Annotated in this window: 27 protein-coding genes and 1 pseudogene; 10 read left to right on the top strand and 18 right to left on the bottom strand. The window is 59.8% G+C overall.

Translation table 11 applies throughout. The annotated features are described in order from the left end of the window. Positions 1-125 precede the first annotated feature (125 nt). From ACTHL0_RS02035 to ACTHL0_RS02025, 3 genes are all read right to left on the bottom strand, one after another. Positions 126-422, bottom strand: coding sequence for a hypothetical protein (locus ACTHL0_RS02035; RefSeq protein WP_440564915.1), 297 nt, complete (start codon positions 420-422; stop codon positions 126-128). Positions 423-814: 392 nt separating this feature from the next. Further along, positions 815-976, bottom strand: a complete 162-nt coding sequence (locus ACTHL0_RS02030; protein ID WP_440564914.1) for a hypothetical protein — start codon at positions 974-976, stop codon at positions 815-817. 85 nt (positions 977-1,061) lie between these two features. Next, entirely contained in the window at positions 1,062-1,229 is a 168-nt protein-coding gene (locus ACTHL0_RS02025; protein WP_440564912.1) for a hypothetical protein, read from the bottom strand. Here ACTHL0_RS02025 and ACTHL0_RS02020 point away from each other — a divergent pair. From ACTHL0_RS02020 to ACTHL0_RS02010, 3 genes are all read left to right on the top strand, one after another. Next, the gene (locus tag ACTHL0_RS02020; protein WP_440564911.1) at positions 1,228-2,148 is read left to right on the top strand and encodes a Rossmann-like and DUF2520 domain-containing protein; all 921 of its coding nucleotides are present in this window, start codon (positions 1,228-1,230) and stop codon (positions 2,146-2,148) included. The genes ACTHL0_RS02025 and ACTHL0_RS02020 overlap by 2 nt on opposite strands. An 82-nt stretch (positions 2,149-2,230) precedes the next feature. Next, positions 2,231-2,548, top strand: a complete 318-nt coding sequence (locus ACTHL0_RS02015; protein WP_440564910.1) for an EthD family reductase — start codon at positions 2,231-2,233, stop codon at positions 2,546-2,548. Positions 2,549-2,633: 85 nt separating this feature from the next. After that, entirely contained in the window at positions 2,634-3,197 is a 564-nt protein-coding gene (locus ACTHL0_RS02010) for a YggT family protein (protein WP_440564909.1), read from the top strand. Between the two features lie 61 nt (positions 3,198-3,258). On the opposite strand, the gene ACTHL0_RS02005 is transcribed toward ACTHL0_RS02010, so the two are convergent. The 3 genes from ACTHL0_RS02005 to ACTHL0_RS01995 form a co-directional block, all read right to left on the bottom strand. Next, a complete protein-coding gene (locus ACTHL0_RS02005; protein WP_440564908.1) occupies positions 3,259-3,591 on the bottom strand; it encodes a DUF190 domain-containing protein in 333 nt (110 codons plus the stop codon). Positions 3,592-3,691: 100 nt separating this feature from the next. Then, the gene (gene crcB, locus ACTHL0_RS02000; RefSeq protein WP_440564907.1) at positions 3,692-4,078 is read right to left on the bottom strand and encodes a fluoride efflux transporter CrcB; all 387 of its coding nucleotides are present in this window, start codon (positions 4,076-4,078) and stop codon (positions 3,692-3,694) included. A gap of 116 nt (positions 4,079-4,194) precedes the next feature. Continuing rightward, the gene (locus ACTHL0_RS01995) at positions 4,195-4,890 is read right to left on the bottom strand and encodes a phosphatase PAP2 family protein (RefSeq protein ID WP_440564906.1); all 696 of its coding nucleotides are present in this window, start codon (positions 4,888-4,890) and stop codon (positions 4,195-4,197) included. A 178-nt stretch (positions 4,891-5,068) separates the two neighbouring features. Between ACTHL0_RS01995 and ACTHL0_RS01990 the strand changes: the two genes are divergently transcribed. After that, a complete protein-coding gene (locus ACTHL0_RS01990; RefSeq protein WP_440564905.1) occupies positions 5,069-5,275 on the top strand; it encodes a hypothetical protein in 207 nt (68 codons plus the stop codon). 170 nt (positions 5,276-5,445) lie between these two features. Here ACTHL0_RS01990 and ACTHL0_RS01985 read toward each other — a convergent pair whose 3' ends face one another. Both ACTHL0_RS01985 and ACTHL0_RS01980 read right to left on the bottom strand, forming a co-directional pair. Continuing rightward, positions 5,446-6,192: a glucose 1-dehydrogenase gene (locus ACTHL0_RS01985; RefSeq protein ID WP_440564904.1), complete on the bottom strand. Its 747-nt coding sequence runs from the start codon at positions 6,190-6,192 to the stop codon at positions 5,446-5,448. A 240-nt stretch (positions 6,193-6,432) separates the two neighbouring features. Continuing rightward, positions 6,433-7,359, bottom strand: coding sequence for a LysR family transcriptional regulator (locus ACTHL0_RS01980; protein ID WP_440564903.1), 927 nt, complete (start codon positions 7,357-7,359; stop codon positions 6,433-6,435). A 241-nt stretch (positions 7,360-7,600) separates the two neighbouring features. On the opposite strand from ACTHL0_RS01980, the gene ACTHL0_RS01975 reads away from it, so the two are divergent. After that, on the top strand, positions 7,601-8,350 hold the full coding sequence (locus ACTHL0_RS01975; RefSeq protein WP_440564902.1) for a glutathione S-transferase family protein: 750 nt from the start codon (positions 7,601-7,603) through the stop codon (positions 8,348-8,350). On the opposite strand, the gene ACTHL0_RS01970 is transcribed toward ACTHL0_RS01975, so the two are convergent. The 4 genes from ACTHL0_RS01970 to ACTHL0_RS01955 all read right to left on the bottom strand — a co-directional run bounded on the left by ACTHL0_RS01970 (position 8,340) and on the right by ACTHL0_RS01955 (position 11,246). Continuing rightward, positions 8,340-9,059, bottom strand: coding sequence for an amino acid ABC transporter ATP-binding protein (locus tag ACTHL0_RS01970; RefSeq protein ID WP_440564901.1), 720 nt, complete (start codon positions 9,057-9,059; stop codon positions 8,340-8,342). The two genes, ACTHL0_RS01975 and ACTHL0_RS01970, sit on opposite strands and share 11 nt — an antisense overlap. After that, a complete protein-coding gene (locus ACTHL0_RS01965; RefSeq protein ID WP_440564900.1) occupies positions 9,046-9,696 on the bottom strand; it encodes an amino acid ABC transporter permease in 651 nt (216 codons plus the stop codon). Before ACTHL0_RS01965 ends, ACTHL0_RS01970 begins: the two co-directional genes overlap by 14 nt. After that, positions 9,693-10,370, bottom strand: a complete 678-nt coding sequence (locus ACTHL0_RS01960; RefSeq protein WP_440564899.1) for an amino acid ABC transporter permease — start codon at positions 10,368-10,370, stop codon at positions 9,693-9,695. Before ACTHL0_RS01960 ends, ACTHL0_RS01965 begins: the two co-directional genes overlap by 4 nt. Before the next feature lie 69 nt (positions 10,371-10,439). Further along, on the bottom strand, positions 10,440-11,246 hold the full coding sequence (locus tag ACTHL0_RS01955; protein ID WP_440564898.1) for a transporter substrate-binding domain-containing protein: 807 nt from the start codon (positions 11,244-11,246) through the stop codon (positions 10,440-10,442). A 481-nt stretch (positions 11,247-11,727) separates the two neighbouring features. Between ACTHL0_RS01955 and ACTHL0_RS01950 the strand changes: the two genes are divergently transcribed. Further along, a complete protein-coding gene (locus tag ACTHL0_RS01950; protein ID WP_440564897.1) occupies positions 11,728-11,874 on the top strand; it encodes a hypothetical protein in 147 nt (48 codons plus the stop codon). 97 nt (positions 11,875-11,971) lie between these two features. After that, on the top strand, positions 11,972-12,790 hold the full coding sequence (locus tag ACTHL0_RS01945; RefSeq protein WP_440564896.1) for an alpha/beta fold hydrolase: 819 nt from the start codon (positions 11,972-11,974) through the stop codon (positions 12,788-12,790). A gap of 170 nt (positions 12,791-12,960) precedes the next feature. Here the strand turns inward: ACTHL0_RS01945 and ACTHL0_RS01940 are convergent, their stop codons facing one another. The 3 genes from ACTHL0_RS01940 to ACTHL0_RS01930 all read right to left on the bottom strand — a co-directional run bounded on the left by ACTHL0_RS01940 (position 12,961) and on the right by ACTHL0_RS01930 (position 15,496). Next, complete coding sequence (locus ACTHL0_RS01940) at positions 12,961-13,935, bottom strand: DMT family transporter (protein WP_440564895.1); 975 nt, start codon at positions 13,933-13,935, stop codon at positions 12,961-12,963. A gap of 86 nt (positions 13,936-14,021) precedes the next feature. Beyond that, the gene (locus ACTHL0_RS01935) at positions 14,022-14,663 is read right to left on the bottom strand and encodes a TetR/AcrR family transcriptional regulator (protein ID WP_440564917.1); all 642 of its coding nucleotides are present in this window, start codon (positions 14,661-14,663) and stop codon (positions 14,022-14,024) included. A 233-nt stretch (positions 14,664-14,896) separates the two neighbouring features. After that, complete coding sequence (locus tag ACTHL0_RS01930; protein ID WP_440564894.1) at positions 14,897-15,496, bottom strand: NUDIX domain-containing protein; 600 nt, start codon at positions 15,494-15,496, stop codon at positions 14,897-14,899. A 31-nt stretch (positions 15,497-15,527) separates the two neighbouring features. Here ACTHL0_RS01930 and ACTHL0_RS01925 point away from each other — a divergent pair, with 31 nt between their 5' ends. Beyond that, complete coding sequence (locus ACTHL0_RS01925; RefSeq protein WP_440564893.1) at positions 15,528-16,331, top strand: DeoR/GlpR family DNA-binding transcription regulator; 804 nt, start codon at positions 15,528-15,530, stop codon at positions 16,329-16,331. 269 nt (positions 16,332-16,600) lie between these two features. Then, positions 16,601-16,963 carry a DUF1493 family protein gene (locus ACTHL0_RS01920; RefSeq protein WP_440564892.1) on the top strand — a complete coding sequence of 121 codons (363 nt, stop codon included), beginning with the start codon at positions 16,601-16,603 and terminating at the stop codon, positions 16,961-16,963. A gap of 676 nt (positions 16,964-17,639) precedes the next feature. On the opposite strand, the gene ACTHL0_RS01915 is transcribed toward ACTHL0_RS01920, so the two are convergent. From ACTHL0_RS01915 to ACTHL0_RS01905, 3 genes and pseudogenes are all read right to left on the bottom strand, one after another. Then, positions 17,640-19,568 carry an alpha/beta hydrolase domain-containing protein gene (locus ACTHL0_RS01915; protein WP_440564891.1) on the bottom strand — a complete coding sequence of 643 codons (1,929 nt, stop codon included), beginning with the start codon at positions 19,566-19,568 and terminating at the stop codon, positions 17,640-17,642. A 603-nt stretch (positions 19,569-20,171) separates the two neighbouring features. Further along, positions 20,172-20,423, bottom strand: a pseudogene (locus ACTHL0_RS01910) (electron transfer flavoprotein subunit beta/FixA family protein); the annotation flags it as partial. A 76-nt stretch (positions 20,424-20,499) separates the two neighbouring features. Continuing rightward, positions 20,500-21,825, bottom strand: a complete 1,326-nt coding sequence (locus ACTHL0_RS01905) for an MFS transporter (RefSeq protein WP_440564890.1) — start codon at positions 21,823-21,825, stop codon at positions 20,500-20,502. A gap of 155 nt (positions 21,826-21,980) precedes the next feature. Here ACTHL0_RS01905 and ACTHL0_RS01900 point away from each other — a divergent pair, with 155 nt between their 5' ends. Continuing rightward, on the top strand, positions 21,981-22,952 hold the full coding sequence (locus ACTHL0_RS01900; protein WP_440564916.1) for a LysR family transcriptional regulator: 972 nt from the start codon (positions 21,981-21,983) through the stop codon (positions 22,950-22,952). The last annotated feature ends 22 nt before the right edge of the window (positions 22,953-22,974 follow it).

The raw sequence follows: 22,974 nt of genomic DNA, 5'->3' as shown, positions 1-22,974 counted from the left end.
AGACAGCGCAACGGCGGACGCGGCCGCCCAAAAACACCGACGGCGCAATGCGGCTCGAAGCCGTCATTGCGCCGTCGAATCTTTCAGCCTCCGTCACGCACGCACTGGCCTGACGGCGCCGGCTATCACCAACGCCGCCCATACCCGCCATACGGGTGGTGGTGATGCCAATGATGATAGTACCCACCACCCCAGTACCCGCCGACAACGACAGGCGGCGGACCATAGTAGACGGGGGGCGGCGGTGCGTAATAAACCGGGGGCGGCGGCTCGTAGTACACGGGCGGCGGTGGCGCATAGACAGGGTAAGCCGGCGCGACCGGAATCCCGATGCCGACGCCGATCGATACGTGCGCCTGCGCCGTCGCGGCGAACCCCACGCCCAATGCTGCGACGGCCATTAACGAAACGAGCTTTTTCATTTGTGATCCTCTGGCGACCAGGCGGCCGCATCGCCCAAACATCGGACGGCACGAGCGCAACCTACGCTTCAAATGTATAGAAAAAGCCTCGAAACAGGGCCGGGCATTTGTTGCAAAATGCAATCCGGGCGCGGCTGACCGGCCGCCAACGGGGGCGCTCGCCGAACGTGGCGAGGCGCGATGGGTGAATTTTTACCGCTCCGGGCGCGAATGTCCGCAGATCGTCGGTAATCTTTCATTACAAAATTTCGCGCGCGCCCCGAGGCCGACTGGCCTGCGGCCAGGCAGCGTCGCTCGACGCCGGCGGCGGCGTCGAGAGCGATCCAAGGGTCGGAACGACGGCACCCGCTTATTGCGACTTGCGACGCCTTGGCGTCAACGGAAGGTCACCCTCATCCCACTTTGACGTAAGTGAATTCGCGCGTGATGCTGGGCGGCACATAGGCTTCCCCGATTTTGACGCGGGGCGTCAGCCGCTTCTTCTGATCCCACCAGAGCCGGCGTTGCGAACGGCTGAGAAACCGTAAATGTTTCCGGTATGAAAAAACGTTCATCGTGACCCCCCATGCATGACTGCGACGCAAGAACGAAGAACGAAACGCCCGAATCGGCACCGGCTGCCAGTACCGACCACGCATCTCAATACGACGCCTGAAACAGATCGACGAAAATCGGCACGAACCCCCGTTGCGTAATGGGGCGCGACAAGGTAAGCGAACCGATCGCCCCCAGCGCCGCGCCGATGCGCGATACTGGCGGCTTTCCCTTCAGACCGAACGCTGCACTCGTTCGATCCCGCTCAACCATGTCGCTTCCTGCCCTGCCTCGACTCGGTTTCATTGGCGCTGGCCGTCTGGCCCGCTGCCTGGCCGCGGGGTTCGCGCGCGCGGGTTACCCCGTCGTGGCGGTCACCGCGCACTCGTCCGCTTCCGCCGAACGCTTCGCCCAGGCCTTGCCGTCCTGCCAGGCCGTTGGCGATGCCCAAGCCGTCGTCGATTCGTCCGACCTTGTCTTTTTAGCCGTTCCCGATGACAACATCGGTACGATCGCGAACAAACTGACGTTTGATACGCGGGCAGGACGCGCGGCGGCACTCGTGCATTGCAGCGGCGCGACGAGCCTCGAAGCGCTCGCTCCGGCGCGCGCGCAAGGCGCATCGGTCGGCGGCTTTCATCCGCTCTACCTGTTCAGCGGAGATCCGGAGGATGTGGAGCGCATTGCAGGCTGCTCGGTGACGATCGAGGCGCAGGATGAGCTTGCCGCCGTGCTCGATGCGCTTGCCCGCTCGCTGCGCTGCGAAGTGCTGGCGCTTCCGGGCGGACAACGCATGCTTTATCACGGGGCGGCCCATTACGCCGCCAGCTTCGCGCTTGCCGCGCTGGGCGAAGCCGTCGACGTCTGGCGGACGCTCGGGATGTCCGAAGAACAAACGTTACGGGCGTTATTGCCGATGTTGGCCGGCACGGTCGAGGCCGCGCGTGCGAAGGGCTTGTCCGGCGCGCTGGCCGGACCGGTTTCGCGTGGCGATGCGGCGCTGCTCGAGCGGCAACTTGCCGCCTTCGAAGGACTCGGTTCGGATCACGCCTTACTCTATGCGCTGCTCACGCGCCGGGCGCTGTCGCTCGCGCGATCGCGCCCGGCGCCGCCGGCATCGCTCGAAGCGATGACGCGCGCCGTACACGCGTCGCTCGCGCGCTCGCTTGCGAGCAGTGCAAGCGCTGAGTAAGCCGTGATATGGTGACGACCGGCGCTAACGGCTGCTGTGAAATGCCGCCCGCCCAGCCCAGCAACCTGACGAGAACGCAAGAATGATCAAAGTCAGCATCCTTTATCCGCATCGGGAAAACGTCCGTTTCGACGTCGATTATTATTGCGACAAGCATATGACGCTCGCCGCCAAGCATTTCGCGCCGGCCTTGAAAGGCTGGTCCGTCGACAAGGGCTTGAGTGGCGGCGAACCGAATTCGGCGCCGGGTTTCGTGGCCGCGGGCCATTTTCTGTTCGATTCGCTGGAAGCGTTCCACACGGTGTTCGCGCCCGTAGCGGCCGAGCTCGTGGCAGACATTCCGAATTACACCGATAGCGCGCCGCAGATTTTGATTAGCGAAGTCGTCGCGAACGTTTGACGTTCGCGGCCTAGGGACGCGCCGCGCGAGTTGCGTGACGCCCGTTCTGCGCCTGGCCATTACTCAAAGAAGGAAAGGATCGACGATGTTCGGGGATATTGCCCGCTTTCTGCTCAGTACCGTTTTCACGTTGTTCGGCGCCGCGCTGGTTCTGCGCGCCTGGATGCAGGTCGTGCGCCTGCCGCCGTTCAACCCCGTATCGAACGCTATTTTCCAGGCGACAAACTGGCTCGTGCTGCCGCTTCGACACGTGCTGCCGAGCGCCCGGCGCGTCGACGTCGCGAGCATCGTGGCGGCGCTGTTGGCGGCGATCGTCTATGTCGTCGCGATGGTGGCGATCGCGGGTGTCGATCCGCTAGGGATCGCGCCGGTCATCGCGATCGTCTCGCTGCTAACGCTTGTCAAGTGGGCGCTCAATCTCGTCATCTGGCTGACGATCCTGATGGCGCTGCTCTCGTGGCTGAACCCGCATTCGCCGGCGATGCCGATTCTTTACCAGCTGACTGCGCCGTTCCTGAATCCGCTGCGCCGCGTGATTCCGAATCTCGGCGGCATCGATCTATCGCCGATCCTGCTGTTCGTGATCGTGCAGGTCCTGCTGATGATCGTCACGCGGATGGCGGTATCGCTGACGCTGTTCGGCATCTAGTCGTCGCGCGGGCGGGGCGCGGCCGTCCGCTTACCGTGCCGTTTTTCCCGCGGGACGCCGGTCACGCGTCGGCGCCAATGACGCCGAACGTGGCCGGAATGATCGTATAGACGGCACGCACCTTTTCCTGCGAAAGCAGATGAACGAGCTGGCGCGCCTCAGCTTCGGTGGCGACGAACTCCACTTCCACCGTCAACGATCCCTGCAGCTCGAAGAAGCGATCCTCGTGCAAGACGCGATGTGCACCGAAGCCGGCCATGGCTCGGAACGCCGAGCCGCCCATGACGCCGAGCTCCTTGGCGCAGCCCAACAGCCACTCCCACAGCAGCTTGCCGTGCACGCGATGGTTTTCGTGGATATAGAACCGCAACAACACGTATTGCTCGGGTTGCATAGGGCCTCCTGGCGAAAACGCTACGTGGTTCGATTGTGCCTCCTGTTCCCCGCGGCTACAACGCCTGCGCGGCCACACCTGGGCGAGCCGCCCTCGCCCGTCAGGCCGCGATCAGCCAGATACGCGCTGTCCACATACCGAGCGCCGTGAGCGCAAACGAGCCGAACAGGTGCACGCCGGCCTCGGCGAGTGCCCAGCCGAGCTGGCCTTGCACGAGCGTCGTCACGACTTCGGCCGAGAACGTGGAAAAAGTCGTCAATCCGCCCATGAAACCCGTGATGACGAACAGCCGCCATTCGGGCGGCAAGCCGGCTTTGAAGGAGAAAAATACCGCGGCGACACCGATCAAATAGCCGCCAATCAAGTTCGACGCGAGCGTGCCGAGCGGAATCGCCGGAAAGACAGCATTCAGGCCGAGACTGAGCGCCCAGCGCAGCAACGCGCCCAAGCCTGCACCGATAAAGATGGAAACAATGGAGTAAATCAACGTGCGGTCCTGGTTCGAATCGTATTTTCAGTCGAACCGGAAGGCGGTGTGTCGAACGAACACCTACCGATCCGGCTCGGGAACGGTAGGCATCATCATCCATGATCCTTTCAATTTCACAACGCCTTTCTGACCGCCTCGGTGGCGATTCGGATATCGTCGAATTGGGTAATCAGCTCAAAACAAAGAACGAAGGCGAAGGCGTAGCCTGGCGCCGGAAAGCGGTCGATCAACCGCAGGACCGGGGCCGCGATTCGCGTGCGCACGGCCTTGCGCGTTAAGAGACACGCCAGCGCGATACCCAGCAGCAACCCCGCGATGACGTCCGTGGGGTAATGCAGCCCCAGATAGACACGCGGCAACAGGATGAAACACACGGTATAAAGCAGGGCCAGTACGCCAAGCGCCCGGTAGACGAGAAATATCCCCGTCGCGATCGCCCCCCAGAGCATCGCGTGGTCGCTCGGAAATGAACTCCAGAATCGCAGCGAGGGCTCCGTATAAGTCGCCTCGGGAAAATGCAGATGGAGGCTCGGATCGTGGATGGGACGGATTCGGAACGGGAGATAGTGGGCCAACAGCCGGCCGACGACCAGCGCGAGCAACCCGCTGACGATCGTCGCCACCACCATTTCCCGATTCGATTGGGTGCCGTCGCCCTGCGCGAACCACATGCCCCATAGCACCGTCATCAGTACGAGCCCTTTGACGGTGTAGAACTCGGTCAGCGCCCTGATCGCGTGGTTGGCGAAACCCGAATGAAACGCATGTTGCGTAATAAAACTGAGAATTGCATCGTCGAAGCCGTTCACTACTTTTTTCCTCTTTTAGCCGCTCGGTCGCCCCGTCGCCCCCGCACAGCGGCGGGGACAGGCCGCGCAAAACACACTCCCACAAAAAATATTCGCGGAAAATTCAAAAATACGCACATGTGTTCGTCAGACATCAGACAGTGACAGTGCTGTCGTCAGACGGTTGCCTGGATCAAGCGTGCCAGTGAAGAGAACGCGGCATGCCGGCTTGCGCTCGGTTGGGCCGAGGACCGCATCGTGCTGCGGGCTGGCAGGCGATCCGACGATCAGCGCGGGCGCTCCCTATGTGATCGTCCTCGACTGGAACGGCGAGCGGCTCTCGAAGATACGCGATTTTCGCTATGGGACGTATGTGATGGGGGCGCTGGAATTAGGATCGGCGTAAAGCGGGTTGAAGCGGAGGCTCTTCTAACGAACGCCCGTCAGATTGCGTATGGCGAGCGTCGTGATGCTTTCAATTGCAAAGGCAGCGGCCTCGGGGCCGGTAGGCGCCGAGGCCGCTTCGTCGCAGGCCCGCGGTGACCGGCCTGACCTGACGGCGTATAGGCCGTACCGTTACCGCATGCCGCCGCTCGCGACGATATGCTCGCCCGACAACCAGGCTGAGTCGTCGGAGGCGAGGAACACGGCGATCGACGCGATATCGTCCGGCTGTCCCACCCGGCCAAGCGGCGTCTGCGTGACAGCCATCGTTTCGAAGTCGGACCCGGCGATCCCCGCCGTGTGCGTACCTTCCGTAATCACGATGCCCGGATTGATCGCGTTGACGCGAATTTTCCGCGGCCCGAGTTCGCGCGAAAGCACCCCGGTAATTGCATCGACAGCCCCTTTCGTACCGGAATACACCGCCGTCCCGGGCGGCGTAATCGTGGTCACCACGGAACTGATATTGATGATGCTCGCGCCCTCACCCAGATGCTTCAATGCAGCTTTTGTCGTCAGCATCAGGCCGAGAACATTGATATTGAACTGCCGGTGGAATTGCTCTTCAGTGAATTCTTCGATCGGCGCCAACTCATAGACGCCCGAATTGTTGACGAGGATATCGATGCGGCCATAGGTTTCGATCGCTGCATCGATGATGCCTTGGGCATCCGCGGATTTCGATACGTCGCCGCCTACCGCAACCGCCTTGCCGCCCGCCGAGGTGATCGCGGCGACGACAGCATCGGCGCCGGTTTTGCTGCTGGCGTAGTTGACGACCACCGACGCACCGTCTGCCGCCAGTGCTTTCGCAATTCCCGCGCCGATACCCTTCGACGCGCCGGTGACGATGGCCACTTTGCCTGCGAGCTTACCCATATTGATTCTCTCCAATTCAATGAGATCGATCCGATGAAGAGGCCGACTGCTTCCAACGACAACCGGCCTGCGGTGGATTCAATGTAGAGCGCTACGGGGCTGGGATAAAGTGGATCAAGGCGAATTGACTTGCGGGATCCGGCGAACAATCTCAGCACGAAAAATTGACCAGCAAGGTTTGGGCAATGCCACACGTGAGCCGGCGAGTGCGACTTCAGCGGAACGCATAGTGCAGCGTACTTACGGATCAGATGGCGTTTGCGCGCCCTGCCCTTCGAACAACGCTCGCTCGCGCGCAAGTCCATCGCCGACCACCTCGAAGAACGCCCTGACGCGGGCCGTGCCCTTCAGATCGGCATGCGCCACGATCCAAAGTTCGCCTTCGAGGTCGGGCACCGGCTCCGGCGCCGCCCGCACCACCCCGCCGTCGCTATCGCCCAGGTAGCAGGGCAGCAAGGCAAGCCCGATGCCCGCGCGCGCCGCGACGAGTTGATTCACGAGACTGTTGCTGCGATAAACGAAAGCTTCTTGCGGCGCAGCTCGAGACAGCCATTCAGCGGCCTGGAGCGCGGTCGTGCCGTACTCCCATCCGATCAACGCGTGGTTCGCAAGTTCGTCCGCGTGCCGCAATGGGCCGTCATGCCCGGCCAAATACTGGGGTGCCGCGTAAAAGCCCCAAGCGACTTGGGCGAGCCTGCGTCCCCAGAGATCGCCCTCACGCGGCCGCACGGGGCGTAATGCGACATCTGCTTCGCGCCGCGAGAGATTGAGCACCCGATTGTCAGTCGCCAATTCGACGACAACGCCCGGATGCGCCTCACGAAACGCGGCGAGATGCCGCGTGAGCCGGCTGTAGGCGAGTGTTTCCGAGGAAGTCACACGCAGCCGCCCGGACAGCCGATGATCGCTGCCCGTCAGCGCGCGATCGAGTGCGAGCGCTTCGTCCTCCATGCGCTCGGCCGCGTAAGCCATGCGCTGCCCGGCTTCGGTCGCCTGATACACCCCGCCCGATAACCGCTCGAAAAGCCGCACGCCAAGCCGTGTCTCGAGCGCCTTCAGGCGGCGAAACGCCGTGGAATGGTCGACGTTCAGCCGGGCGGCGGCATTCGTCAAACTGGCCGCGCGATGCACGGCGAGCACGAGGCGCAGATCGTTCCAATCGTTCATGGGGATCACGTTAAACGGTTTGCATGAATGCAAAGCGAAATGGCATTGGCGCAATGGACGTTGCACACGCGCACGCCGTATTCTGAACCCGCTACCGATTTTTTGTCTTGTCTTTCGACTCCTTAAGAGGCCACCAGATGAAACTCTATGACTCCCCTGGCGCGTGTTCCCTGTCGCCACATATCGTTGCAGCGGAAGCCGTGCGCGAGGCAATGAAGGCCGAGGGATTGAAGGTGCCTGCATGACGACTACCCCTGCCGCATCGGCTTATACATTGGTCAGCCATCATTTGTGCCCTTACGTGCAACGCGCCGCCATCGCCCTGAACGAAAAGGGCATCGCGTTCGAGCGGCGTTACGTCGATTTAGCCGACAAACCCGAGTGGTTTCGTGCGGTCTCGCCGCTCGGCAAAGTGCCGTTGCTGCTCGTGGATGATGGCGCGGGGCGCACAAGCACTGTCTTTGAAAGTGCGGTGATTTGCGAATATCTCGAAGATGTCGGCGCAGGCCCTGCCCTGCATCCATCGGATCCGCTCGAACGCGCGCGGCATCGCGGCTGGATCGAGTTCGGCTCGGCGATTCTGGGGGATATTTGGGGGTTGGAGACAGCGACCGACGCTGCGACATACGAAGCGAAGCGGGACACGCTCGCGCTGAAGTTCGCGCGCGTCGAAGCACAGATCGGCGAAGGGCCGTTGTTTTCGGGTTCGCGAATGTGCCTTGTCGATGCCACGTTCGCGCCGATCTTTCGGTACTTCGACGTGTTCGATGCGTTGATGCCCTCGGGGATGTTTGCTCATACGCCGAAACTTCGCGCGTGGCGGCGCGCGTTGTTCGAGAGGCAGAGCGTCGTGGGCGCCGTGTTGCCGGACTATGATGTGCGGCTGCGCGCGTTTCTGGTTAAGCACGACGCTTATCTGCTTAAATTGGCGTGTCACCCGCCGCCAGGAACAGCGACGACGGGCGGCGGCCGGCTCTGCGTTACTGGATGAAACGGCGCAATTCCACCGTCGAGGGCCGGTCGAAGATCTCGTCGGGCGGGCCGCTTTCCCATACGCGGCCCTCATGCATGAAGACGACCTTGTCGCTCACCGTGCGAGCAAAGCGCATCTCGTGCGTCACCATGATGAGCGTCATGTGCTCGCGCGCCAGGCTTTCGACGACGCTCAGCACCTCGCCGACGAGTTCCGGATCGAGTGCAGATGTGATTTCGTCACACAGCAGCACGCTCGGGTTCATTGCGAGCGCACGCGCAATGGCTACGCGTTGTTGCTGGCCGCCCGAAAGCTGATCGGGATAGGCGCCGAATTTATCGCCAAGCCCGACGCGCGCGAGCATCTGTTCGGCTTGGGCACGCGCCTCGCCCCGAGGCGTCTTCTTCACCACGGTCTGCGCCAGCGCGACGTTTTCGCCGGCCGTGAGATGCGGAAACAGGTTGTACTGCTGAAACACCATGCCCACTTTCAAACGCAGTGCGCGCAAGTCGGCGTGCCGCGCGTCGATATGCGTGCCGTCGATGCGGATCGATCCGGCATCGATGCTCTCGAGCCCGTTCAACGTCCGCAAGAACGTACTTTTGCCCGATCCGCTGCGGCCGATGATCGACACGACCTGCCCGCGCTCGACAGAAAGATCGATTCCCTTCAACACATGGTTCGCGCCGAAGTGCTTTTCGACACCGAGACTTTCAACGAGCGGCATACAGAGTCCTTTGCAACGTGCGCGCGTAACGCGTGAGCGGATAACAGAGCGCGAAGTAGATGAGCGCGACGAGGCCGTAGACAAGGAAAGGCTTGAATGTCGCGTTCGAAATTTGGGTACCGGCCTTCGTCAGCTCCGCGAATCCGATGATCGACACGAGCGCCGTGTCCTTGATCGCTTGCACGCCGAAACCGATTGTCGGCGCGACGGCGATGCGCGCTGCCTGCGGCAGGATCACGTGCCGCAATTGCTCGAAGTAGTTCATGGCCAGGCTTTCGGAGGCTTCCCATTGGCCTTTAGGCACGGCCTCGACACAGCCGCGCCAGATTTCCGCCAGATAGGCGCTCGTGAAAAACGTGAGCCCGAGCGTTGCCGCGATCCAGGGGGAAACATCGATACCGACGAGGGGCAACCCAAAGAACACGATGAAGAGTTGCAACAACAGCGGCGTGCCTTGGAACACCTCGACATAGACGCGCACCAGCGCACGCAATACGCGCGAGCGCGATACGCGCATGACGAGCAGCACGAGGCCGACGGCCCCGCCTGCGAAGAACGAAACAAGCGAAAGCAAGACGGTCCAACGCGCTGCGAGAAGCAGTGCTTCAAAGATTTGGCCGAAGGTGAACTCGATCATCGCGCACCCCGCAGGTTGCGTGCGAAGAGCCTGCGGGCCGCTGCTGAGAGCGCTGCGCGCAACACGAGCGCCATCAGGAAATAGACGCCGGCAATGAGGAAGTACGTTTCGAACGCGCGGAAGTTGCGCGATTGCACATAGCTGGCCGCGTAGGTGAGATCGGAGACGGATATCTGTGACACCACCGCAGAGCCGAGCATCGTAATGACGATCTGGCTCGCGAGCGCGGGAAATACCTTGGCGAAGGCCTGCGGCAGCAAGACGTGAACGAACGTTTCGCGGCGGGACATCGCAAGCGCGGCGGCGGCCTCATGGTGCCCTTTGGGTACGGCCCGAATGCCCGCGCGCAAGATCTCCACGGAATAGGCACCGAGATTGAGCGTCATTGCCGCAATAGCCGCCGTGTACTCGCCGATATGAATGCCGAGCGCGGGCAGGCCGAAGAATACGAAGAAGAGCTGAACGAGAAACGGCGTGTTGCGAATGGCTTCGACGTACGCGAAGGTCAGCCGGCGTAGCCAGGCACTGCGGCTGTCGCTCGCTGCGGCGCCGAGCACGCCCACGCTTACGCCGAGCAGCGTCGACGCTGCGGTCAGCGCCAGCGTCACGGCAGCGCCACTGGCGAACATGCCGGCATAAGCCGAGAGTTCACCGAACTGCAATTGATAACTCATGAACGATACCGCCGAAACAAATCACGGGACTGCTCGCCGCACGCGGCGGCGAGCTCGATGCGGGAAGGTTCAGAGCGTGGCGGGCAACGGCTGCCCGAGCCATTTCTTGGAAATGGCTTGGAGCGTACCGTCCTTTTTCGCCTGCTCGATCGTCGCGTTGACCTTCGCGAGCAGACGCGGCTCGTTCTTGCCGAGGCCGACATAGCACGGCGAATCCTTGATGATGAGTTTCATCTCGGGCATGCGCGGCGGGTGCTTCGCGATGATGGCGGCCGCAACGACGTTGCCCGCTGCGATCAGTTGGACTTGACCGGAGAGAAACGCCTGGATGGTGGCATTGTTATCGTCGAAGCGGCGGATCGTCGCGTTCGGCGCCATGTTCGTGAGGGCGATTTCCTCGAGCGCGCCGCGCGTGGCTGCAACCGTCTTGCCGGCGAGATCGGCCGGGGTTTTGACGCTGATGTCGGCCGGACCGAACACACCTTGGAAGTACGGTGCGTAGGCTGCGGAGAAGTCGATGACCTTCTCGCGATCGGGCGTTTTTCCGAGCGATGAGATGACGAGATCGACTTTGTCGGTCTGCAGATACGGGATCCGGTTCGCGCTATTGACGGGAACGAGTTCCACTTTCACCTTCATCGATTGGGCGAGCAGCGTCGCCATGTCGATGTCGTAGCCTTGCGGCTTCATATCGGGCCCGACTGAGCCAAACGGCGGGTAATCCTCCGGTACTGCGACGCGCAGCGTGCCGCGCTTCGCGATCGCATCGAGTGCGTCGGCGTGCGCGGCCTGTGTGGCGAAGAAAACGAAGGCCGGTGCGGCGACAAATGCGGCGAGCCAGCGGCGGCGACGTGTGCGGTGCAGCTTGTGTTCCATCTTGATTCCCGAACTTGAGGTGGCGTGGCGGCGCGCTTCATGTGCTGGCATGCGGCGCGGCTGCGGCGGCAAGAAGCAAGGAACAGGCCAACCGTGGAATGGCGCGGCTCGCGCGCAGGAGGCGCCGGGGAGGCGAGGATGGCGGGCCCCATTTCGACGCATGGGGTTTCTCATTTTGGTGCGGGCGTTGGCACCATTTCTGGTCGCTGCCGTCGTGCAATCAGCAGGCTACGTTGGATCAGACGCGATCGACCGCAACGACGCTTGAAGGCGACCTCGGCATCACTGGCATCTGAACGTATCCCGTTGTTCAAATCGCCCACGAAGAACCATTTGGACCTAGTGTTCGAGCTAAACTGTCCGCGCGGCCCGCTCAGATTGCGGACAGTAAAGGGGCGCATGTCGGATTGCACGATCGCCCGGCTTGCGGAATGGATCGAGGCCGAAATCGAGCGCCTGTGCAGGGCATGGAGAAAAATACATGGGTAAGGTCACTGCGTCCGAAATTGCCGCCGCACGCAAGCGCGCTGCGGAGGAGTCGACCATCGTATCGGCCCGCTTCATCCGTTCCACGCGCGCGCTGGAGGTCACGTTCGCACATGGCGTGAAAATCGCGGCACCGAATTAGACAGATCAAGATAATGATAAGCACGTACATTGACAGCGCGCTAGCAAAATATTCATCGAAAAGACGAAGCAACGTTCCGACCCATATCCCAACTCGAATGATTGAAACACCAGTTGGGCCGGTACGCGTGTATGACTCAGCATCCGATAAGCCTTGCGTCGTTTTTGTTCCCGACGGCCCAAATGTCATCGAACATTACGATCGTTTAATTGAGTTACTTACACCACACGCGCGGGTAGTGTGTTTCGATATGCCGGGTTTCGGCCATTCCTTGCCGAGCCCGACCTACGGACATTCGCTGAATCAAGGGGCTGCCGCCGTACTGGGTGTCCTTGATCGACTTCACATCAAGTCAGCCATATTAGGGTTTAGCTGTGCAAACGGATTTTATGCTTTACGAGCTGCGCAAATCGCACCGGATAGAATTTTGCATCTGGTGCTTTCGCAGACGCCGTCACTCAATGCCATGCACAGATGGGTGGATCGGATTGTACCTCGGCCGCTCAAGACTCCAGTGATCGGGCAAATCATCGGATGGTTATTCCAGAGAAAAGCGGCAAATAGCTGGTACAATGTCGCACTTCCAAAAACCACGCATGCAAAATCTTTTCAGGATAAGGCATTAAACGCCATCTCCAACGGAGGGTGCTTTTGTTTAGCGGGAATCGTTCAAGGATTGTGTCGCGAACAAGAAGAATCTCTATCAAACGCAACAACACCACTTACAGTAGTTTGGGGCGCCAAAGATCGCTCACACCGATCTACCGATTCAAATTCCCTTTGCAACAGCGCACCTCATGCCGAAGTTGTGCAATTTCAGGACTGCGGGCATTTCCCTGATATCGAACAACCCGAACGATACGCTGCGATCATATTGGAGATAATTGAGACGACAGAAAATAACCGTCCCGCATGACAGAAGAAAATCGTTCGATATACGCACATTTGCCGATAAAAATAGCGCCCCCTTGCTTTGAGTCTAACTCGGAAATTTGGAGACTTGCTACGTCGAGCACTTCGCGACCCGCCGTCGCGCCGACCGCACACGACCCTGAAGCGACGTTCGCGCTACCCGGAAGCAGCCCGTCATGCCGCGGCCGACGCCGCCATCCTCAACGAGCGGCGGCGCAAATAGACGTTGTTCATGATTAGCGCGACAGCGGTTAACGTTGCCCCCACGATCTGAACCGACATCGGTACTAGTCCGGTCAAGGCGGACACGACGAATGCAGTGATCGGCACGACATCCATGAACAGCACGCCGTTCATCGGACCGAGGATCCGGTTCCCGGAGACCCAGAACAAGATCGCGCCGAACCCAGCGACGGGCCCCATATAGAGTAGATGCGGCGCGATGGCGCGCAGCGTCGACCACGTCGGCGTGGGCACCACGTGCAGCGCAATCAAGATCGCGTTGACGGTTACGATCGTAGTCAGCCCGAGCCAGGTCGTCACCGTTGTGTACTTCAATGCCGACCAGCGTGAGAACCGCGCGGAGCCGAACGTGTAGATCACCCAACAAAACGCTCCGATCACGATCAGCCCGCTTGCAGCGTAGTGCTGGGGTCGGTGAATGGCGGCCAGCAAATCACCGTTCGTAATCACCAGCGAGACGCCTGAGAACGATGTCGCAACGAACAGAAGCGAGAGCACTGGCGGTGGGCTGCGTCGTAGCCACGAGCTAAGCAGCAAGCCCATCATCGGTTGCGTTGCCATCATGATCGACGCATCCAGCGCGCCGTCCGGCCCGGCAAGTTGCTGCCCAAGAAACACGAACGAGCCGAAGCCGCAAAAGCCGACAGATCCGAGCAACCATGCAGTCCCGAGCGAGTGGCCGTCGGCTGCAAACGCGCCAGCGCCTTCGCGATGCCGCAGTAGCACCGCGAAGGCGATCCCAGCGATCAGATAGCGCAGGGACGTAAACGTGAATGGATCGACGTGCGTCAACGCGGCGGTCATGACGGGAAACATCGCCCCCATCAGCGCCGTACCCGTCACGCACAACGCGACGCCCTTCCAGTAACTTTTCGAAGATGCAGACGAAGCCGAGTTCGATTTCATGACTGATCGTTCTCAAAATTGGTAAAAAAATGCTGACGGCTGCCGTCCCCCATCCAATCATCGACGTGCCGATGGAAACGCTTGTCTCAGACCAGCGCTCGCATCGTCATGTCCACAATCGACGTGAGCGCCGATTTGTCCATGCCGGTCTTGCCGAGCACTCGCATCCCCTGAACAATGCAGAGCAGAAACCGTCCGACTTCCTCTGCATCCAGGCTTGCATCGAATTGGCCAGCCTGCTGGCCGCGCGCGATCGCAAGACTGAACTGCGTCGCGATGCGGTGCAATGTCGATTCGATATGAGAGCGCATGGCCTGGTCGCCCGGTAGCAACTCGATGGCCGCATTGGTGATCAGGCAGCCGTGGCGATCCAGAAGATTCGCGCTGACTAACGTGTAATGCAGCAGCGCCGCGCGCAACGCGTCAACGGGTGGCATGTCGGCGGCCAGTCGCTCCTTCAGTCGCGCGACTGCACCTTCCGCATACCGATCGAACGCCGCGACAAGCAAGCCGTGCTTGTCGCCAAACGTCCGGTACAGACTCCCGCGGAACACGCCGGTCGCTTCGCACAGCTCGTCGACAGGCGTCGCGTGATAGCCATGCTCCCAAAAGACGCGAGCAGCAGCGTCGATCGCCTGATCGACATCGAATTCCCGTGGTCGGCCGCGTTCCGCAGGACGATCAGAAGGGAAACGAGTGCGGTTTTGGGAACTGTCGGAGGTAGTCATGGAGAAGATATTAGAACTGATCGTTCTCAAAATCAAGAAGGCCGCACTCGTTTAAGCGAGAAACGCTGACCGTCGGCATGCTTCATCGAGCCCTCATCGACGGTAAGTGGGATTCAACCGTGTTATCGCAACATCAGTTTGATGGACAGGGCTTGCCGATCGGTTAGCCCCGAGAGCGGGATGGTCATGGGTGCCACTACGACATGAGCCCGCTATCAGCATCAGTTGGGGCTTCATACCGGGCGCCCTTCTGTCAGTTCACGCAACGCGATATGCTGCAGAAGCATGATCGTTTTGCCGTCGACAATCTCACCATCGTCGATCAACTGCAATGCTGTCCGCAACGGCATTTCAATCACTTCGAGATCTTCGCCTTCATCTTCGATGCCGCCACCGTTGTTCACGCGCATGGAAGCGTCATACTCTCCCAGGTAGAAGTAAAGCTTTTCCGTCACTGATCCCGGGCTCATATAAGCCTCGAAAACCTTGCGTACATCGCGTACGCGGTACCCTGTTTCTTCCTCTACCTCCAAGCGGATGCGTTCTTCCGGAGTGGCGTTGTCAAGCAATCCGGCAGCCGCTTCGATGAGCAGGCCATCGTGCCCGTTGACAAACGCGGGCATCCGAAACTGACGGGTGAGCACGACATTCCCGGTGCTCCGGCTGTGCAGCAAGATGGTCGCTCCGTTGCCTCGATCGTAAGTCTCACGGCTTTGACGTTGCCACGTACCGTCTCGACGAAGAAAGTCGAATGTCACCTTCTTCAGCGTGTACCAATCGTCGGAGAGTACGGTTGAATCGACGATGCGAACCCGGTCTTTCGTTACGGTCATTGCGCCTCCAATCGACAGCTGACGGAAGCTCATGGTATCGTGCAGATTCGTGCAATATCAAGATTTTTCGTGCAAGCCGATGCTGACGACACAACGCAAGAAAGCTATCCTCGGTGCGCTCAAGCGCGACGGGCAAGTACTCGCCAGCGAACTCAGCACCACGTTCGGCGTGTCGGAAGATACGATCCGTCGGGACTTGCGTGAACTCGCGGCGGAAGGGTTGCTGCAACGAGTTCACGGAGGCGCGTTGCCCGTTTCTCCGGCGATTGCACCTTTTGAGCAGCGTCGGGACATCGACTCGGCCGCCAAACGGCAGATCGCACGGCGAGCGGCCAAGATGATTGCGCCTGGACAAACCGTGATCATCGACGGCGGCACCACGTCGGCGCTGCTGGTCAAGGAACTTCCCGCCGATCTACGAGCGACAATCGTCACGCACAGTCCGAGTGTGGCCACAGCGCTGGCGGAACATCCGTCGGTCGACGTCATCCTGATTGGCGGGCGACTCTACAAGCATTCGATCGTGGCCGTTGGCGCGACCGCGATGGAAGGAATCTCACGCATCCATGCTGACTTGTACTTCATGGGTGTGACCGGCATTCATCCAACAGAGGGCCTGAGCACCGGCGACTTCGAGGAAGCCGCGATCAAGCGAGCACTCGCCGCGCGAGCCGCGGAGACGGTCGTGCTCGCGTCGTCATCGAAACTGAATGCGGCGTCGCAGTTCATCATCGGCGACATCACGCTCGCGCAGACCATCGTCGTCGAGAAGACGACAGACTCCGAATTGACGAAACCGATCGAAGCAGCGGGGGTGACGGTCGTGCGGGCGTAGCGCTGCCCTTCCTCGGCGAGAACGGCGACGGAAGCATCGGTTGGATGCGGGCCTCGCACAATCGCCCGGCTTGCCGAACTGATCAAGCCCGAAATCGAGCGCCTTTGCAGGGAATGGAGAAATCCGGCCTATACCGCAATCGTAACAACGAGGTTTGTCGGTCGCACCGTCCCGATCATCGGCGAAGTCATCCTCGCCTACGACGTGTCAGTGATCAGCTACCGCAGCGCCGTTCATTACAACCAGCTCGTGAAGCCCGAGGACCGCCTATGAGCAATTCGCTGCTGCTCGAAGAAGTCGAATCGTTCGTGCGCGAGGAGCGCGGTTTGTCGAAGAGCAAAGTCATCACATCGGCCACGACGCTCGAAGACGATCTCGGCATCACCGGCATCGAAGGCGAAGTGTTCATGGAAGCCTTCTTTGCCCGCTTCAAGGTCGACGAAGGCGATTTTGCGTCGGGGCGCTACTTCATGGACGAGGGATCAGGCCTTCTGCTCATGCTCGTCACAGCCCTGTCGCGAAAACGACGAAAGGCGCTCGATCGCATTCCTATCACGGTCGGCATGCTCGCCATAGCTGCCGGCCTTGGTAAATGGGATTCCGCCAAGGTCGAAAGCGGTCGCTTGCGATGAACGTTCGGGTAGGCGATGGGCGGTTACGCAAGCGGCCGACGAGCGTGTCCGTATCGTGCCTGACGGTCCCGGCCCCTCCCATCCCGACAAGATCAGAGCGAAGCCGGGACAGCAAGACTATCTTGAGCGCTTCCCCGGCGATGGTGCTGCGACGGTCACCCTAGTGGCACTTCCTACCTACAAATAGAAATAGACGACTATCTCGGCGCCCACCGATCGGTACAACAGCACGTTGTTCGACTCGTTCGCCAGGAGCAAGGAAAATCTGTGTGTCTCGATCCAATCATCATGACCGGTTTCGGGATACCCGATGGTGACATCCAGTCGTTCCCCGCATCACAGGCAACGACGCCCCAGCGGAGAGCGACGCCGAATGCATACTAGCGCTGCTTGGTAAAATCTGTCGCAAGATTGGCTAGATGCGGTTACCGTTTTTTTAATACTGGGAGACTGTGTCCGGACTTTCAGGGGGCCGTTCCACGCATCGCAGAGTATCCGATCAACCGTATCGATGACCTTCTGCCGTGGAACGTGAAGGCTGACGCATAGCGAGGCGATAATATCGAACCGGATCTGGGCGGGCAACGACTTCAACGCCGAACTATTCGATCGTCGTGCAGCGAACGCGGCGCTGTTACGCATGGCTTGGAATCGCTGGGGCGGAAAGTAAATTCCGTCAACGCGGTATCGGCGCCGCGCTTACGACCAAATTGAGGGCGCGACTCAACGCAACAGAGGCGTCGATAGGCAATAACAACCGTTGCTGCACCAGGCTACGCACGTTCTTGCGTATGGCCTGTTCGTAGTCCTTAGGCCTCGGATAACGCTCGTCAAGCGACTGACGCACATCACCGGTAGCTATTCTTTCGGAGTAGGTGCGCGCAAAAGGTACCCTCGCACCAAGCTGGGTACAGATTCCATCTGCCACATCGCTTCTGGGATTCCAGCCAATGTAGGTGGCACGAGGTACTGCAACCTCAGGAAGTCGAATAGCACCTAAGGCATGGCCGTCCCTATCAGTACGAACCGTCAGAACTGGATACTCACCTTCTATCCGGGGCAGTCCTGTTGACGCGTCAGTGCGATATGAAGGCTGAACGTAGCCCTGATAACCAAGAACCGACATACCTTGATATTGAGTATCAATTTCCGCACGCACAAGCGTTCCATCTGCCACCATTGGATATCGGCTGTTGGGAGGACTAATTTTCCTTGAAACCCATCCCTCCATATCAACCAACAGTGCACGCATGAGTGGACCGGCATATAGAGGCGAAGTCGGGAGTCGGCACTCTGGCGAGGATGTCGCAACAGAATCAACGAAGGCGTAATGCGGTGCACCGGCAATAAGGTAGGCACGCACCTCCGGCGGCAGTCCGAGATGCTGGCCGGTGGGGTCCGTCACGGTTTGGCTGCCATGGGACGCCCAAATTTCATACTCCGAGTCCACTTGCATAATGCGCGGGCATGTTCCGCTCGCGCGGCAACGCTCTAGTAAGCCATCTCGACGATTGGTATGCGGATCGATACTCGCCTCGTACGCCATTGGGAACTGATCCACTGGGTACAGATCGTCGCTGTTGGGGCCTGGATTGCGAGCAGGTTGACCAAAACGTACGTTGGTGAAAGTTCTCCGTGCACCGGGAACTTGCATTATCAGCCCGTCAAATACAGGGCGATGGTTCGCTGCCTCATTGAAGCCTTGATACAAGAAGTCACGTAGCGCTCGACCCGACTGCGAAACGCCGAACCCAAGTAAGTGCCGCATGAGGGGATGGCCATCTCTTGCAAGAGGATTCGCGGCACTGCCCTCACGCCCCAGAAAGTACGCAACATCACGCAACGCAGCGAATCCTAGCCCCAAGACCTTGGGTGCTCGTGCTGTGTACACAAATTCGTAGATGGCGTTAGGTGGCTGTCCAGACGGACGGTTGATCTCCAGTGTACTATCGTCAAGAAAACGGAACGATAGCCCTTCGGGCTTCTGTCGCGCATCTCGAAGATGAGCTCGGACGGTTAAGCTAGCACCCTCCTCCTTGACCGCGGGATAGGACAATTTAACCGTCTGCCGCTGCGCCGACTGTCGGGTTCCAAATACCCATTCGTCGCGAGATGGCCCTGTGATGTCCGCCAACGTCGGTACGGAAAGCCCCAGCAGATGGCCATCGGGCACGATATCCCCCTGCCAACCGATCCAAACCAGCGTATAGCCTTTCGAGAGCAGAAAACCCTTCCCGGCATCACCAGAGTCAGACAGCCGACCGAAACTGCTCGGTGCATCGTCAACAAACCGACCAATCAGCTTTCTGCCTCGGTTCGGCACTTCGACTATGAGCGTTCCATTTGCGTGAGCTGGTTCGAGAATGACAACATCTGCCACCGCAACTACGCGACCATTAGCGTCACGTGGAGCTAGCGTAATATCGGCGATGCCGGCATTACGTGGATCAAATGGGTCCACGGCAATCGACGCTTGAGCAACGATTTTGCGCGCTGTGCCGCCTGCGCCAAAGACTCGGCCTTGGAGCGCAGACGGCTCGACAGAAAGTACATGTAAATCCGTCACCTGGGCGGTTGCTGGCATCCATGCAACGATGCCAGCCATCACTACACACCTCAATACCAAGGCCGTCGGCAATACTTGGCGAAGGAAGTGATAAAAAAGTCGGAGTTTCCACATAGGGGCAACCGTCATGAAAGCGTGTTGCGGAGTCGAAAGAACACGGGATGTTGCTTGGAGACAAGCACGCATCACGCCGATGCTTGCCTCCTTACTGACTCAACGGACAAGTCGGGATGCCAACCCTGCTCAGCCCTTCAGCAGATATACGCCGCTAGCGCCTGTCGGATTGGGGCCTTGAGCCGGACCAATGATTTCCTCGAACTGCGTCCTCAATCGCTCAATGCGCGCTCGGTCTTGCATAAAGCGGCGGAAGCTCTGCGGATCAGTGTTGTATTGCGTGATCGGACCATACCCGCCTGCGGGAGCGACATCGCGGCGCACTCATCGCAAGTGACGCTGGTAGCGCCAATGTAAATCCGAGCATTTTCCTACGGCCAATATGCAACGAATTTTTATCAAGCGTGTTTTCTTTATCTTTAGAATTCATATATTTCCCCTTACTCTAACAAGAGCTGAGCGACCATAAAGACTTGAAAACTGCTTGGACGCCAGCGTGGCCACATCGGGCACCATCACGCCGGCGCTGCGCTTGGCAAACGTGGCTTGCGGCAGGCCAGCCAGTGCAGCCAGCATCTGGCCGGTCTGGTTGGCGGCGTCGTCAATCGCCTGCTTGCCGAGGATGATCAGTTGCGGTTGTTCCTTGTCGACGATGGCCTTGCGCAGCTTGGCCACGGCCACCGGCTGCAGTTCTTCGCTCGTTTCCACCAGGATGCCGCGATCGGCGCCGATGGCCATGGCGGTGCGCAGGGTTTCCTGGCACTGCGTCACGCCGCACGAGTCCCAGGCCTCGTCCGGCGTGACATTGCGGCAGGTAGTTCATGGCCTTAGGTGGACAAGACAAGAGCGTTGGAATTCAGCGGCGCGCAGAAGCGCCCGCTGGCTGGGTACCGAAGACAACCAATGCCCCGGCCAATAGCAGGAAACCGGCAATGACGTACATGCCCACAGCCGTCGTGCCAGTGGTGTCCTTGACCCAGCCGACCAGATAGGGGCTGACGAACCCTGCGAGATTGCCGATGGCGTTGATGACGGCGATGCCAGCGGCGGCGGCTACGCCGCCAAGCAAACCGGTGGGCAGCGTCCAGAACACAGGCGCCAGGCACTGCAAGCCCATGCTTGCAATGGTGAGCGCCACCATGGCCGCAATGGTGTTGTTGCTCCAAATGACGGCCCCGACCAGGCCGCTGGCCGCTACAACCGCCGAAAGACCATAGTGCCAGCGCCGCTCGCCTGTGCGATCAGAACTGCGGCCGACCAGGAGCATCGCAGCGACGCCGAAGGCATAAGGAACGGCCGAGAGCAGGCCGATATCCAATGCGCTGGAGACCCCGGTGGCCTTGATGATTGAAGGCAGCCAGAAACCAAAGCCGTACTGCCCCATGGAACTGCCGAAGTACACCAACGCAAGCAGCCACACCAACGGATGCCGGAAGGCTGAGCGGACGGAAACATGCTTCTTGGCTGAAGATTCCGTCTCGATGTTGTACTGCAGAAGGTGCTTTTGTGTTTGCGTCAGCCAACCCGCGGCGCCAATGCTGTCGTCCAGATAGAAGAGTACGCAGACGCCAATGATCAGGGAGGGGATGCCTTCCAGTAAGAAGAGCCATTGCCAGCCCGCCAAACCATGGACGCCATTCATAGACGCCAGAATCGAGCCCGACACAATGCCACCCAGCACGCCGGAGATAGGAATGGCCGTCATGAACAGCGCGGTGATGCGGCTGCGGCGTTGCACCGGGTACCAATAAGTCAGGTACAGAATGATCCCCGGAAAAAAGCCGGCCTCGGCTGCTCCCAGCAGGAATCGCACTGCATAAAAGGACATCTCACTGCGCACGAACGCCATGCCGCAGGTCAGCAAAGCCCAGGTGATCATGATCCGTGCGATCCAGCGGCGGCCGCCAACACGGTGCATGATGAGGTTGCTGGGCACCTCGAACAGGAAATAGGCGATGAAGAAGATGCCGGCACCCAACCCATAGACCGTTTCGCTGAGATGCAGATCCTGTTGCATCTGCAGCTTGGCAAAGCCGACGTTCACGCGATCGAGGAAAGCGATCACGAAACACAGGCAAAGAAAGGGAATGATCCGACGGGTGACGCGTGCGTAGGTCGCGTCTTCGGTTTCTTCCGGACAGGAGGCGGTTTCGCCTCCTGCGACATGGTGGGCGCTGGTCATCAAATGTCTCCACTCGTTATGTGATGTGGGTCACTGGGTGTGGCTCGGCTTTCAGCCCTTGTCGGAGGGTCTTGAGGGGAATCTTTCCAGCGCAAGCGTGTAGCAACAATCAATCGATTATGGTCATTTTTCAAGAACTGCTTGATAATCGACCAATGGCACTTTCTCGAATTGTTCTCCGGCAACTGGAAGCCTTTGTCCTGGTTGCAGATGTACGCAGCTTCAGTGCGGCGGCCAACCGCCTTGGACTCACGGTGCAAGCCGTCAGCCAACTGGTTGCCGAGCTTGAGGCCACCGTCGGATTCAGGCTACTTGAGCGCACAACACGGCGGGTCGAACTCAGCAGCGCCGGCCGTGACTATTTGCCGTCAGCACAATCCATCCTGCGCCATGTGCAAGCTGCGGATGTGGCTGCGGATGACATTCGCAACCGAGCCTCCGGGCTGGTGCGTGTCGGTGCACCGCTGGTACTCGCCGCGTCGGTGTTGCCGCAAATCATTCATCGCTATGCGTCTCTGCGGCCCAAAGTGGTTGTTCGCATCCGCGACGTAGCAGTCGAGCGTCTGGTTGCAACGGTGTCGTCCGGAGACATAGATATGGCCGTTGGCCCAGACCGTGCCACGGGGGCAACAGCTCACGCCCAACCGCTGTTCGACAGTCCATGGGTGCTGTGGTGCACCCCCAAGCATCCATTGGCGTCCAGCAAGTCTGTGCGATGGAGTGATCTTCAAAATGTGCCCCTGGTTGCTGCAGGGCACGATCATGAAATCAGCGTTGAACGGATGCGGATCAATGCCCCGGAGCACGAGCGAGTTGTCCCGGTAGACATCGTTGACAACATGACAACTGCTTTAGGTATTGCAGCACAAGGTGTGGCCGCCACATTGGCACCCAGCTATGTTGGCGTACTGGCCGCACCATTTGGGCTGATCCAGTTGCGTGTTGTCGAGCCGGAAACCGTGCGCAAGGTGTGTCTCTATCGGCCTGCGGGACGGTCGCTTTCTCCGGCGGCCGAGGGATTTGCCGAGTTTCTGGCGTCAGAGCTTCCGCGTTATCTGGAAACGCTCGCCATGCCCAAACTCAAAGCAGTCAATAGAAGAAAAAGCGCCACGCGTGATCCGCGCTGACGCATCGAAAACGTCATCAGAT

The organism is Trinickia sp. (assembly GCF_051961175.1).
Lineage (GTDB): Bacteria > Pseudomonadota > Gammaproteobacteria > Burkholderiales > Burkholderiaceae > Trinickia.
Note: the sequence above shows the minus strand (reverse complement) of the source record. Positions and strands in the feature narration are given on the sequence as shown.

Bases quoted from the DNA above. Each gene is read 5' to 3' on its own strand.
- ACTHL0_RS02035 (WP_440564915.1), bottom strand. From the start codon at position 422: ATGAAAAAGCTCGTTTCGTTAATGGCCGTCGCAGCATTGGGCGTGGGG.
- ACTHL0_RS02030 (WP_440564914.1), bottom strand. From the start codon at position 976: ATGAACGTTTTTTCATACCGGAAACATTTACGGTTTCTCAGCCGTTCG.
- ACTHL0_RS02020 (WP_440564911.1), top strand. From the start codon at position 1,228: ATGTCGCTTCCTGCCCTGCCTCGACTCGGTTTCATTGGCGCTGGCCGT.
- ACTHL0_RS02025 (WP_440564912.1), bottom strand. From the start codon at position 1,229: ATGGTTGAGCGGGATCGAACGAGTGCAGCGTTCGGTCTGAAGGGAAAG.
- ACTHL0_RS02015 (WP_440564910.1), top strand. From the start codon at position 2,231: ATGATCAAAGTCAGCATCCTTTATCCGCATCGGGAAAACGTCCGTTTC.
- ACTHL0_RS02010 (WP_440564909.1), top strand. From the start codon at position 2,634: ATGTTCGGGGATATTGCCCGCTTTCTGCTCAGTACCGTTTTCACGTTG.
- ACTHL0_RS02005 (WP_440564908.1), bottom strand. From the start codon at position 3,591: ATGCAACCCGAGCAATACGTGTTGTTGCGGTTCTATATCCACGAAAAC.
- ACTHL0_RS01985 (WP_440564904.1), bottom strand. From the start codon at position 6,192: ATGGGTAAGCTCGCAGGCAAAGTGGCCATCGTCACCGGCGCGTCGAAG.
- ACTHL0_RS01980 (WP_440564903.1), bottom strand. From the start codon at position 7,359: ATGAACGATTGGAACGATCTGCGCCTCGTGCTCGCCGTGCATCGCGCG.
- ACTHL0_RS01975 (WP_440564902.1), top strand. From the start codon at position 7,601: ATGACGACTACCCCTGCCGCATCGGCTTATACATTGGTCAGCCATCAT.
- ACTHL0_RS01970 (WP_440564901.1), bottom strand. From the start codon at position 9,059: ATGCCGCTCGTTGAAAGTCTCGGTGTCGAAAAGCACTTCGGCGCGAAC.
- ACTHL0_RS01965 (WP_440564900.1), bottom strand. From the start codon at position 9,696: ATGATCGAGTTCACCTTCGGCCAAATCTTTGAAGCACTGCTTCTCGCA.
- ACTHL0_RS01960 (WP_440564899.1), bottom strand. From the start codon at position 10,370: ATGAGTTATCAATTGCAGTTCGGTGAACTCTCGGCTTATGCCGGCATG.
- ACTHL0_RS01955 (WP_440564898.1), bottom strand. From the start codon at position 11,246: ATGGAACACAAGCTGCACCGCACACGTCGCCGCCGCTGGCTCGCCGCA.
- ACTHL0_RS01950 (WP_440564897.1), top strand. From the start codon at position 11,728: ATGGGTAAGGTCACTGCGTCCGAAATTGCCGCCGCACGCAAGCGCGCT.
- ACTHL0_RS01945 (WP_440564896.1), top strand. From the start codon at position 11,972: ATGATTGAAACACCAGTTGGGCCGGTACGCGTGTATGACTCAGCATCC.
- ACTHL0_RS01940 (WP_440564895.1), bottom strand. From the start codon at position 13,935: ATGAAATCGAACTCGGCTTCGTCTGCATCTTCGAAAAGTTACTGGAAG.
- ACTHL0_RS01935 (WP_440564917.1), bottom strand. From the start codon at position 14,663: ATGACTACCTCCGACAGTTCCCAAAACCGCACTCGTTTCCCTTCTGAT.
- ACTHL0_RS01930 (WP_440564894.1), bottom strand. From the start codon at position 15,496: ATGACCGTAACGAAAGACCGGGTTCGCATCGTCGATTCAACCGTACTC.
- ACTHL0_RS01925 (WP_440564893.1), top strand. From the start codon at position 15,528: ATGGTATCGTGCAGATTCGTGCAATATCAAGATTTTTCGTGCAAGCCG.
- ACTHL0_RS01920 (WP_440564892.1), top strand. From the start codon at position 16,601: ATGAGCAATTCGCTGCTGCTCGAAGAAGTCGAATCGTTCGTGCGCGAG.
- ACTHL0_RS01915 (WP_440564891.1), bottom strand. From the start codon at position 19,568: ATGGCTGGCATCGTTGCATGGATGCCAGCAACCGCCCAGGTGACGGAT.
- ACTHL0_RS01905 (WP_440564890.1), bottom strand. From the start codon at position 21,825: ATGACCAGCGCCCACCATGTCGCAGGAGGCGAAACCGCCTCCTGTCCG.
- ACTHL0_RS01900 (WP_440564916.1), top strand. From the start codon at position 21,981: ATGGCACTTTCTCGAATTGTTCTCCGGCAACTGGAAGCCTTTGTCCTG.